The sequence below is a fragment of the Alphaproteobacteria bacterium genome (genome assembly GCA_030740435.1).
GTDB lineage: Bacteria > Pseudomonadota > Alphaproteobacteria > UBA2966 > UBA2966.
In genome coordinates, this window is the sequence record JASLXG010000076.1 from 1 (window position 1) to 10,826 (window position 10,826).

The 10,826-nt window shown below is 66.9% G+C and carries 11 protein-coding genes; 10 read left to right on the forward strand and 1 reads right to left on the reverse strand.

Going from position 1 to position 10,826, the window contains the following annotated elements; translation table 11 throughout:
* Positions 1-273: 273 nt before the first annotated feature.
* The 5 genes from QGG75_09100 (at position 274) to QGG75_09120 (ending at position 4,832) form a co-directional block, all read left to right on the forward strand.
* Positions 274-1,173 carry a Dyp-type peroxidase gene (locus QGG75_09100; GenBank protein ID MDP6067394.1) on the forward strand — a complete coding sequence of 300 codons (900 nt, stop codon included), beginning with the start codon at positions 274-276 and terminating at the stop codon, positions 1,171-1,173.
* A 138-nt stretch (positions 1,174-1,311) separates the two neighbouring features.
* A complete protein-coding gene (locus QGG75_09105; protein ID MDP6067395.1) occupies positions 1,312-1,599 on the forward strand; it encodes an Lrp/AsnC ligand binding domain-containing protein in 288 nt (95 codons plus the stop codon).
* Positions 1,600-2,092: 493 nt separating this feature from the next.
* A complete protein-coding gene (locus QGG75_09110; GenBank protein ID MDP6067396.1) occupies positions 2,093-2,935 on the forward strand; it encodes a branched-chain amino acid ABC transporter permease in 843 nt (280 codons plus the stop codon).
* Complete coding sequence (locus QGG75_09115) at positions 2,932-3,789, forward strand: isocitrate lyase/PEP mutase family protein (GenBank protein ID MDP6067397.1); 858 nt, start codon at positions 2,932-2,934, stop codon at positions 3,787-3,789. Before QGG75_09110 ends, QGG75_09115 begins: the two co-directional genes overlap by 4 nt.
* A 92-nt stretch (positions 3,790-3,881) precedes the next feature.
* Positions 3,882-4,832, forward strand: coding sequence for a DMT family transporter (locus tag QGG75_09120; GenBank protein MDP6067398.1), 951 nt, complete (start codon positions 3,882-3,884; stop codon positions 4,830-4,832).
* On the opposite strand, the gene hisD is transcribed toward QGG75_09120, so the two are convergent.
* Positions 4,799-6,121: a histidinol dehydrogenase gene (hisD, locus tag QGG75_09125; GenBank protein MDP6067399.1), complete on the reverse strand. Its 1,323-nt coding sequence runs from the start codon at positions 6,119-6,121 to the stop codon at positions 4,799-4,801. The two genes, QGG75_09120 and hisD, sit on opposite strands and share 34 nt — an antisense overlap.
* 155 nt (positions 6,122-6,276) lie before the next feature.
* On the opposite strand from hisD, the gene QGG75_09130 reads away from it, so the two are divergent.
* The 5 genes from QGG75_09130 to QGG75_09150 form a co-directional block, all read left to right on the forward strand.
* Complete coding sequence (locus tag QGG75_09130) at positions 6,277-6,828, forward strand: hypothetical protein (GenBank protein MDP6067400.1); 552 nt, start codon at positions 6,277-6,279, stop codon at positions 6,826-6,828.
* A gap of 73 nt (positions 6,829-6,901) precedes the next feature.
* The gene (locus QGG75_09135) at positions 6,902-7,372 is read left to right on the forward strand and encodes a DUF411 domain-containing protein (protein MDP6067401.1); all 471 of its coding nucleotides are present in this window, start codon (positions 6,902-6,904) and stop codon (positions 7,370-7,372) included.
* A 37-nt stretch (positions 7,373-7,409) separates the two neighbouring features.
* Positions 7,410-8,306, forward strand: coding sequence for a super-infection exclusion protein B (locus tag QGG75_09140; GenBank protein MDP6067402.1), 897 nt, complete (start codon positions 7,410-7,412; stop codon positions 8,304-8,306).
* A 126-nt stretch (positions 8,307-8,432) separates the two neighbouring features.
* Positions 8,433-9,815, forward strand: coding sequence for an aminotransferase (locus QGG75_09145; protein ID MDP6067403.1), 1,383 nt, complete (start codon positions 8,433-8,435; stop codon positions 9,813-9,815).
* Between the two features lie 25 nt (positions 9,816-9,840).
* Positions 9,841-10,826: uroporphyrinogen decarboxylase family protein (locus QGG75_09150; GenBank protein ID MDP6067404.1), on the forward strand; the 986-nt coding region annotated here is incomplete at its 3' end.

A 10,826-nucleotide genomic window follows, 5' to 3' on the forward strand; every position in this document is an offset into this window, starting at 1 on the left:
CCGACAGGGGACGTCGAGCTGCTTGCCCGATGCCCCACATCGCGCGGCGCAGCTCTCCTTCCCTGTCGACGCCACAGCGCCGCGCAGGCCATGACCCGGCGAGAAACGCGGGCTAACCCGGATGGCCTCTGCCGATCGGCGTCGCTGGAAGGGCAAAGGCCAGCCATAATCCGGGTATGGGCGGCAATTTGGAATTGTCGTCAATTGGCGCACATGGCAGTTTGCCGCATTCTGGTTATTCCGGTCTGGCTAGCGAATTGTGAAGGACATGTCATGGCAACCCCACAATCGGGAATCTTCGCCGAGGGCAGCGCGCAGCACTTCGTCATGGAATACGGATTGCGCCCCGGGGCCGACCTGGCGGCCGTGGCGGCGGCGGTATTCAGCGCCCGCGGCCTGGCCTCGAGCGGCGGCCCCAACCTGGTCGTGGCCTTCGGCGCCGGCCTCTGGCAACGGCTGGCGGGCGACCGCATGCCGGCCGACCTCAGGCCCTTCGAGGCCATCGCGGCGGCCATTGGTGCCGGCGCCCCGGCCACCCAGGGGGATCTCTTGTTCTGGATCCACGGCCCACGCCACGACGAGAACTTCGAGGTGGCGCTGGACGTCAACCGCATCGTCGCCCCGGAGATAGCCAGCTGCGTCGACCAGTCGGGCTTCATCGGCGCCGATTCCCGCGACCTCACCGGCTTCATCGACGGCACCGCCAACCCCAGCGGCCAGGAGCGCCAGGCGACGGCCCTGATCCCGGCCGGCGAGGCCGGCGCCGGCGGCGCCTTCGTGCTGAGCCAGCGCTGGGTGCATGACCTGGGCTCGTTCGGCGCCCTGGCGGAACACGAACAGGAGAACGTCATCGGCCGCACCAAGGCCGACAGCGTCGAACTGGGGCCCGAACGCATGCCGCCCGATTCCCACGTCAGCCGCACCGACACGGCCCTCGACGGGGCGCCGCTGACCATCTATCGGCGCAGTTTTCCCTATGGCTCGGTGCAGGAACACGGGCTTTATTTCCTGGCCTTTTCCCGCAGCCTGGGACATTTCGACATCCTGCTCAGGCGCATGTTCGGGATCGCCGGTGACGGCATCTACGACCGCCTGATCGAATTCTCACGGCCGGTCAGCGGCGCCTACTGGTACGCCCCGCCGCTCGAGGATCTGGGTAGCCTGGGGGGGTGAAGAGCCTTTTGTCGACCCTCACCGGGCGGGCGCCGCCACAGGCGGCTTTTTGTTAGTCCCTCACCGGGCGGGCGCATCCGCGCCCTTGGCCTCCGCCCCCCAGGGGGGCGGCTTAGCGCCGATACCAAGTGTGTTTCTTTGCTGCTTGGTCTTGGTGCAACGGGAGCGACTGCGACCCGCCGCTACTGCGGCGCGCCCGCGCAGGCTGACGTCGCGGAGCGACTCAGCGCGATCCCGGAGGTCTATTTCGTGGCCCTCATAACCGGCAGCTACAATATCAACGCCTCGGCGGCGTTTCGCTCGAACGACGATCACCTCGATTTCATCACCAACAGACTGCCGAGGATCCCTGGCATCACCCGCACCGCAACCTACAACTTGTTCAAAATCTACAAGCGACAGATGAGCATCCTGCCGCCCGCCTAAAATGACAGCGGCGGAGCAAAATGGGACCGTCCATAGCCTTCGGTCAGAGTTGCTCTGACTGGAAGGCGGAGGGATGTATCGAGTCGATTTGTACGCACGGGTTCGGTGGGCGTGTCGTGTTGTGGGGATGAGCACCCGCGAGGCTTCGCGGGTGTTTGGTGTGGATCGCAAGACGGTCCCTAAGATGCCGGGGGGCGTCCCGACGAGTGGTGCAAGAGCGCCGTCACCGGGTTCGGCCGTCGCCGCAGCGGCTGAACTCGCGGTCACGACGCGATGTGGTAATTTGGCGGCAGGCACGGTGGCCGCAGGCATCCGCTCCGCCGATTTTGCTGCCTGCCGGTGCCCTCTGCCTGCCACCCTTGGATCCCACCCTCATGCCCTTCCGCCCGCCGCCCCCGACCACCGTGCGCCGCCTGGCGCTGGTGCTGGGAATCGGACTGGCCCTCTGGTCCTGCCCTTCCTGCTCGAGGGCTACGACACCTACCGCCTGGCCATGGCCGGGGTCTTTGCCATCGCCGTGGTCGGCCTCAACCTGCTGACCGGCCAGGCCGGCCAGCTTTCCATCGGCCACGTCGCCTTTTATGCCATCGGTGCCTACCTCACGGCCATCCTGACGGGCCAGGGTTGGCCGGTGGCGGCGGCGCTGCCGCTGGCAGCTTTGGTCGCCGGGCTGGCCGGCCTGGGCTTCGGTTATGCGGCTTTGAGATTGGCCGCCGTGCATCTGGTGATGGCCACTTGGGGACTGGCCTTGGCGGTGCCGCAGGTGCTCAAGTCAAGCCATCTGGAGGCCTGGACCGGAGGTGTTCAGGGGCTCTACCTCGAGCGTCCCGGCGGCGTCTTGGGGCTGAGCGACGACCAGTTCTGGTATTTCGTCGTGCTGGTCCTGCTGGGTGCCGTCATCTGGCTCGCCGGCAATCTGGTACGCGGGCGCTTCGGCCTGGCGCTGCGGGCCTCGCGCGACCAGCCCCTGGCGGCCCGCGCCATGGGTATCAACCTGGCCCGCACCCGGGCCCAGGCCTTCGCCGTCAGCGGCTTTTGCGCCGGCCTGGCGGGCGGCCTGGCGGCGCTTTTGGAGGATTTCATCGCCCCCGACGGCTTCACCATCTTCTTTTCCATCCTGCTGCTGGTGGGCGCCGTGGCCGGTGGCGTGGGTTCGGTCTGGGGCGCCGTCTTCGGCGGGCTGTTGATCTGCTATTTACCCGAACTGGCGGCCGGCGCCTCGGGCGCGCTTTCGTTCCCGGTCTATGGTTTGATCCTGTTGGGGCTGATGTATGTCATGCCCGAAGGCCTGGCCGGATTGGTCGAGAAATTGAAGCCCAGGGAGAAATCACCATGAGCGAGAAAGTCGAACGCCTGCGTGAGGTGTTGAACGAGCCCGGCCTGATCGTGCTGCCCGGCTGCCACGACGCCATTTCCGCCCGCATCGTCGCCCGGGCCGGCTATCCGCTGGCTTTCATGGGCGGCCTGGCGGTGGCGGCGGCCAGGCTCGGCCTGCCTGACAGCGGCCTGATCTCCTACGCCGAGATGCTCGACCAGGGGCGCAATATCTGCGCCGCCGTGCCCATCCCGGTGATCGGCGACGGCGACACCGGCTACGGCAACGCCGTCAACGTCAAGCGTACGGTAGCGGGCTATGCCAACGCCGGCTTCGCCTGCGTCATGATCGAGGACCAAACGCTACCCAAGCGCTGCGGCCTGGCCGCCGGCGTCGAGGTGGTCGACCGGGCCGAGACCGTGGCCCGCCTTCGCGCCGCCGTCGATGCCCGCGAGGAGGGCGCCGATATCCTTATCCTGGGCCGCACCGACGCCGCCACCACGCTGGGCTTCGAAGAGGCGCTCTGGCGCGCCGAGGCCTACCAGGACCTGGGCGTCGATGCCGTATATCTCGAAGGCGCCGAAAGCCCGGCCGAACTCGAACGCCTGGCCGGGCGCGTGGCGCTGCCCAAGGTCTACGTCACCGTCGAGGGCATCGCCGAACAAGCCGTAACGGCGGCCCAGCTCGACGATCTGGGCTTCAAGATCATGCTCTGGGCGGCGACCATGCTGAACGTCTCGATCCAGGCCATGGAAGAGGCCGCGGCAACCATGCACCAGGGCGGCCTGCCCGAACGCATCGTCCAGTGGGACCACCTCAACCGCCTGGCCGGCCTCGACGAATACTACGCCGAAGAGGAGCGCTACCGGAGCTGACCCCACTTTACGCTTCGCGCCGCAACAATCGGAATGCGCCGGCCTCCTCGAGCCTCTACACCTGCCGTCTCTCAACACCAGGAGCGACGGCAATGACGACTTCCATCAACCGCCCCATGAACGCTCGCGAGTGGCCGCTGCTGCTGGCGCTGACGCTGTTGTGGGGTGGTTCGTTCTTCTTCACCGGCGTCGCCGTCACGGAACTGCCACCCTTTAGCCTGGTGCTGGCCCGGGTGGGGCTGGCGGCGCTCATATTGCAGGGCGCGCTGGTGGTGTTGGGCCGGCGGCCACCGTGGCGGCACTGGCGCGCCTTCCTGGTCATGGGGCTGTTGAACAACGCGCTCCCTTTCAGCCTCATCGTCTGGGGCCAGACCACCATCGCCAGCGGCCTGGCCGCCATCCTCAACGCCACCACGCCGCTCTTTACCGTGCTGCTGGCCCATGCCGTGACGGCCGACGAAAAGCTGAGCGGGCCGCGCCTGTTGGGCTGCGCCCTGGGCCTGGCCGGCGTGGCGCTGATGCTGGGACCGGATGTCGGCGAGTTGGGCGGCAACCTCTGGCCCCAGCTCGCCGTCCTGGCCGCCGCCCTTTCCTACGCCTGCGCCGGGGTCTGGGGCCGGCGCTTCGCGGCGCTCGGCCTGGCCCCGGTGGAGACCGCGACCGGCCAGGTCACGGCCTCGACGCTCTTGCTGTTGCCCCTGGTCCTGCTGGCCGACCGGCCCTGGACGCTGGCGCCGCCCGGCGCCGAGACCTGGGCCGCCATCGCCGGCCTGGCGCTGTTGTCGACGGCACTGGGTTATGTCGTCTATTTCCGCCTGCTGGCCAGCGCCGGGGCGACGAACCTCTTGCTCGTGACCTTGCTGATGCCGCCGCTGGCCGTCTGGCTGGGCTTCGTGTTCCTGGGCGAGAGCCTGGGAATCGTTCACCTCGCCGGACTGGCCCTGATCGCCGCCGGCCTGGTCGCCATCGATGGTCGACTGCTGGCCATCCTGAAAAAAGGGAGGCGGCATTATTCGCGGCCCAAAGGCTCGACCGCGGTATAGGGCGCGACGTTGCGGCCGCCGTAGCGGCGCACCCGCAGGTTGGCCTGTTCGGCGTGGCCGGCGAAGCCCTCCAGCATACAAAGCCGCGAGCAGATCTCGCCCAGCTCGGCCGAGGCCTGGTCGCTGAGCACGCGCTGGTAGGTATGGGTCTTGATGAACTTGCCCACCCAGAGGCCGCCGGTATAGCGCCCGGCCCGCTTGGTGGGCAGCGTGTGGTTGGTGCCGATGACCTTGTCGCCGAAGCTGACATTGGTCCGCGGCCCGAGAAACATGGCGCCGTAGTTGGTCATGTTGTCGAGAAAATACTCCGCATTACGGGTCATCACCTGGACGTGCTCGAAGGCCAGGCGGTTGGCCTCGGCCAGCATCTCGGCCTCGCTTTCGCAGAGGCAAATAACGCCGTAATCGGCCCACGAAGTGCGCGCGATCTCGGCTGTCGGCAGGATCTCGAGCTGGCGTTCGACCTCGGCCAGGGTGTCGGCGGCCAGGGCCTCCGAGGTCGTCAGCAGCACCGCCGGCGAGGTCGGGCCGTGCTCGGCCTGGCCCAACAAATCGATGGCGCAAAGCTCGCCGTCCACCGTCTCGTCGGCGATGATCAGGGTCTCGGTGGGGCCGGCGAAAAGATTGATGCCGACGCGGCCGTACAATTGCCGCTTGGCCTCGGCGACGTACATGTTGCCGGGCCCCACCAGCATGTCGACGGGCGCCAGCGTCTCGGTCCCCAGCGCCATCGCCGCCACCGCCTGGACGCCACCCAGTACCAGGATTTCGTCGGCGCCGCCCAGGTGCATGGCGGCGACGATGGCGGGGTGCGGCCCGCCGTCATGGGGCGGCGCCGCGGCGACGATGCGCGGCACCCCGGCCACCCGGGCCGTGACCACGCTCATGTGGGCCGAGGCCACCATGGGGTACTTGCCGCCGGGCACGTAACAGCCCACCGAGTCGACCGGGATGTTCTTGTGGCCCAGCACCACCCCGGGCATGGTCTCGACCTCAAGGTCCTGGAGGCAGGCCCGCTGGCGTTCGGCGAAGGCACGCACCTGGGCTTGGGCGTATTTGACGTCTTCCAGATCTTGGCGCGAGACCCGGCCCATGGCGGCCTCGATCTGGGATTCCGTGAGACGAAAATCGGCCGGGTTCCAGTCGTCGAATTTCTGCGAAAGCTGGCGCAACGCCACATCGCCCCGCGCCTCGACATCGGCCAGAATGCCCTCGACCAGCGCCCGCACTTCGGCGTCGGCCTCGTCGACGGCGCTTTGTTCGATACCCCGTTTGAGAAACTTGACCATGGTTTTCTCCTCCTCGGACCTCGCCCGTTGAACCCCCGAGAGGCTAGCCCAACACGACCGCGTGAACAGGTGAAAAGGTGCTTTCCCAACGGCAGCTATCGAGCCTAAACTGAAGGCGGATGACATTTTACCGCGATATCGGAAGGGGAGAGCCGATGACTGCGGATCCTCGAAGACGGCTGATGATTTGCGCCCTGGCCGGCGTCATGACCGGCCTCGCCATGCTGCCTCGGCCCGCCGGGGCCGAGAGCGGGCGGGCGCAAGCGGCAACAGAGCGCGAGATCTATCAACGCCACACGCTGAAGCTGACGCTGAAGAATTTTCTGCACGTCACCAAGGACCGCCGCGACGAATTCAGATACCGCTCGATCAACGCTCCGGTGCTGGCCGTGCATCCCCACATCGTGCTCAGCCTGGCCGGCGGCCGCACCTACGTCGACGACGGCTTCGATGTGGCGGGCAACGACTACCACCTCTATCTGGTGTTCCAGCGCCACCAGCTGGCCTCGCTGCTGACCCTGGCGCCCGACCTCAAACCGACGCCGCTGCATTGGCTGACGCCGGGGCAGGCGGAGATCCTGCGCGCCTCGATCCGCGAGGCGGCACAAAGCGGCTGCCAGCGCACCCTGCCCCAGACGGCCTCGACGGCCGAGCTGGCGCGATTCGACCTGGGACCTTGCATCAAGAATTTGTTCGCAGCGCGCTAGCGGTGGGATTCGGTTTGGCGGATGCCCATATTCCCCTGGGAGGGGGTAAGCAGCCGCAGCTCGAGGACGGATGATGAAACTTTCCCGACGTTCCCTGATCCTTAGCGCCGTTACCGGCCTGGCGCTGGCCGGCGCGGCCGGCTGGTACCTGACTTCGGGCGGGCCCAGCCGGGCCGAGGCCGACATGGTGGTCTACAAGTCCCCCTGGTGCGGCTGCTGCGGCTCGTGGGTCGAGCGCATGCGCGACGCCGGTTTCAGCGTCGCCGTCGAAAAGCGTGAGGACATGGACCCGATAAAGCGGGAATTCGGCGTCCCCGGGCGCCTGGAATCCTGCCACACGGCGCGCATCGGCGGTTACACCATCGAGGGCCACGTGCCGGCTCGCGAGATCAAGCGCTTGCTGACAGAACGCCCCCAAGCGCAGGGCCTGGCCGTCCCGGGTATGCCCATCGGCTCGCCCGGCATGGAACAGGGCGGCCAGCGCGAGCGCTTTGCCGTGATTCTCTGGGGCGACCAGGACAGCCGGGTGTTCGCCAAATACTGAACGCCCGAGGAGGCAGCAAGCGGGCTGGACTGATCGCATGGATGTGATTTCCGGCGCCCCAAGAAGGGTTATCGGCTGGTTCGGCAAGCCCCAGTTGCTGATTGCCGTGACGCTGCTCGCCACCCTCTATCTATGGCTGCCGGAGCCCTATCGCTCGGACCTGCGCTTTGTCGAGATCGAGGCCGGCGGGCGGGCGCTGATCAGCCTGGCGCTGGCCTTCAGCCTCTCGGCCCTGCTGGCCCAGGCCATGGTGCGGCTTTATCGCGCGGCCCGAATCGCCATTGCCCAGCGGCGCGTCGGCAGCGACGGAACTTCCTGGGCAGCGAGGGTGCAAATCCGCAAGACCGGCTTCGAGAAATTCCTCATCCGGCTGCAAGGCCTCAGCGCCCGGGGGCTGCTGCGGGGCGCCATCAAGGTCGTCGCCAACCCCGTTCCGCTGCTCACCGTCGCCCTCTTTTGCGCCCTGGGCCTGTGGCTTCCCGAGCCCTATCGCGGGCAGCTCGGCCTGGCCGGAATCCTGGCCGGCTGGTGGACGCTGATCGGCCTGGCCTTTGCCTTCAGCGCCACGACGTTGCTGACCCAGGCACTGGTGCTGGGTTGGCGGGCGACGCGCAGCGCCCTGGTCGGCGAGGCCAGGGTCGGCGCCGAGGCGGTGACGGCGATTGCCAGGCGGCAAAACCGCGAGGCGGAACTGGAAAAAATCCTCTGGCGGCTGCCCAGGCTTGGCGCCGACGAGCACGAATGGATAGCCAGTGCCGTCGCCAACCGCCAGCAAACCATCATGGCCACCCATACCAGCAGCGTGGCGGCCAGCCTGATGAAGAAGGGATTTCTGACGCGCCGTACGGCCGAACGGCCGCCGCCCTATTTCTTCGACTTCGCCGACGACGTCTGGCAGCTGGTTAACGAGCACTTCGCGGAGGAACAAGTTTAGCGTCGGCGGGGTCCGGACCGGGGTCACAAGAGCCGGGTCATGAGACCTCGCCGAGGCTCTGACATTCCCGTGGCGCCTGATCTGCGCTACCGTCGGCCGATACCGTGACGAAAAGGGGGAAGCGCCGTGTCGACACAGCCGATCGCCATGCCGAACCGCCGGGATCCGGCCCTGCTGATGGGCTTCACCAACCTGGCGGAAGGGCGCCAGCGCCAGCCCCTGGTCATCACCCGCGGCGAGGGCGTGTTCGTCTTCGACGAGGAGGGCAAGGACTATATCGAAGGGGTTTCCTCGTTCTACTGCACGGCGCTCGGTTTCAGCGAAGAGGCGCTGATCGAGGCCGCCGTCAAGCAGATGCGCGAGATGCCCTTCTACGTCTCGGCCATGCACCGGGTCTTGCCCGTGGTCGAACAACTGGCGGAGAAGCTTTGCGCCTTGGTGCCCATGGCCAACGCCAAGGTGGCGTTTGCGGTGTCGGGGTCCGAGGCCAACGACGCCCTGGTCAAGTTCCTCTGGTTCCACAACAACGCCGTGGGCCAGCCCAAGCGCAAGAAGGTCATCTCGCGGCTCGGCAGCTACCACGGCGCCACCATCGCCACGGCCAGCCTGACCGGCTGGGCCAAGTACCATGCCGGTTTCGACCTGCCCATCGCCGGCTTCCTGCATACCCAACAGCCCGACTACTACAACCTGGCCGAAGCCGGCGAGAGCGAGGAGGAATTCGCCTCACGCGTGGTGGCCGAGCTCAAGGACTTGATCGAGAACGAGGGGCCCGAGACCATCGGCGCCTTCCTGGCCGAGCCGGTGTCAGTGAGCGCCGGCCTGGCGGTGCCGCCCAAGACCTACTGGCAGAAGCTGACGGCGCTGCTGCGGGACTACGAAATCAAATTCTTCGATGACGAGGTGGTGACCGGGTTTTGCCGCACCGGCGAGATGTTCGGCTTCGAGACCTTCGGCCTTGAGCCCGAGTGCGTCACCATGGCCAAGGGGCTTTCCTCGGCCTACCAGCCGATCTCCGCCGTGGTCATGTCGGAGGATTTCTACGAAGGCCTGGAAAAGGGTAGCGACCAGGTCGGCATGTTCTCCCACGCCGGCACCTACCACGGCCACCCGGTGGCGGCGGCGGTGGCATTGCGGGTTCTGGAGCTGATCGAGGAGCGCGATATTCTGGGCTACGTGCAGGGCATCATCCCGCACTTCCACAAGGCCATAGGCAAGTTTGCCGATCATGCCTTGGTGGGCGAGGTGCGCACGCTCGGCCTGGCGGGCGCGGTCGAGCTGGTGCTGGACAAGGAAACCCGCGGCAGAGGCGAGCCCGAGGGCGCGCTGGCCAAGCATTTCGGCGATCGCTGCCAGGCCAACGGGCTTTTCGTGCGGCCCATCGGCGGTGCCGCGGTGCTGGCGCCGCCGCTGATCATCACGGAGGGGGAAATCGACGAGCTCTTCCGCCGTTTCGGCCTGGCGCTGGACGAGACCCTGGACTGGGCGGGACGGCAGTGGCCGGAGTAGGAATTTCGCAATAGGAAAAAGCATCATGAACCATCGCGACACCATCATGGCCGTCTTCCGGGGCCAAGAAGTCGACGTCATCCCCTGGGTGCCGCGCATCGATCTCTGGCACAACGCCAAGGTGTTGACCGACACGCTGCCCCAACGCTTCGCCGGCATGAGCATCGACCAGATCCACCGCAGCCTGGGCTGGCCGCTGCACAAGTTCGTGCCCGAATTCCAAAAACCGGCCCGGCCCCAGGATCTGGACCACTGGGGGCTGGGCCTGGTCGACGTCAAGGAGTGCGCCTTTACATTCGAATTCCCCAGCGACGTGGATATCCGGGTGACGCCGGAGCACAGCGAGAAGGAGGAGATGACGCACGTCGAGTACCACACGCCGGTGGGCATGGTCAGCGTGCGCCACGGCATGACCACCGAGATGAAGAAGGCCGGCGCCTCCGCCGGCTGGGTCAAGGAGCACGCCATCAAGGGGCCCGAGGACTACGCGCCGCTGGCCCACATCTTCGGCAACATCAAGATCAAACCGGCCTACGAGCGCTACAACGCCTGGCGCCGGGCCACCGGCGACGACGGCGTCGTGGTCTCCTGGGGCGCCGGCCTGGGCTGCACATCGCCCATGCACTTCATCCAGAAGACCTTCCTCGACGCCACCGAATTCTACCTCCACCACCACGATTATCCCGACCAGATGGCGGCGCTCATCGAGGCGCTGGGGAATTATTACGATCAGCTCATCGAGGTGCTGGCGGCCTCGGGCGTGGACGCCGTCCACTGGTCGGCCAACGTCGACGACATGATCACCTATCCGGCGCTTTACGAAGAACATTTCCTGCCCTGGTGCCACAAGGCCTCCGACCGTCTCAGGCCCGAAGGCATCATCATGGTCATCCACCCCGACGGCGAGAACCAGGGCCTGATGGATCTGGTGGCCGCCAGCCGCATGGACGTGGCCGATGCGGTGACGCCTTGGCCCATGACCAAGGTGCGCATCGGGGACTATTACGACCA

Excerpts from the sequence above, each read along its gene's own strand:
- QGG75_09130 (MDP6067400.1), top strand. The coding sequence starts at position 6,277 with ATGACTGCGGATCCTCGAAGACGGCTGATGATTTGCGCCCTGGCCGGC.
- QGG75_09100 (MDP6067394.1), top strand. The coding sequence starts at position 274 with ATGGCAACCCCACAATCGGGAATCTTCGCCGAGGGCAGCGCGCAGCAC.
- QGG75_09120 (MDP6067398.1), top strand. The coding sequence starts at position 3,882 with ATGACGACTTCCATCAACCGCCCCATGAACGCTCGCGAGTGGCCGCTG.
- QGG75_09110 (MDP6067396.1), top strand. The coding sequence starts at position 2,093 with ATGGCCGGGGTCTTTGCCATCGCCGTGGTCGGCCTCAACCTGCTGACC.
- QGG75_09135 (MDP6067401.1), top strand. The coding sequence starts at position 6,902 with ATGAAACTTTCCCGACGTTCCCTGATCCTTAGCGCCGTTACCGGCCTG.
- hisD (MDP6067399.1), bottom strand. The coding sequence starts at position 6,121 with ATGGTCAAGTTTCTCAAACGGGGTATCGAACAAAGCGCCGTCGACGAG.
- QGG75_09140 (MDP6067402.1), top strand. The coding sequence starts at position 7,410 with ATGGATGTGATTTCCGGCGCCCCAAGAAGGGTTATCGGCTGGTTCGGC.
- QGG75_09115 (MDP6067397.1), top strand. The coding sequence starts at position 2,932 with ATGAGCGAGAAAGTCGAACGCCTGCGTGAGGTGTTGAACGAGCCCGGC.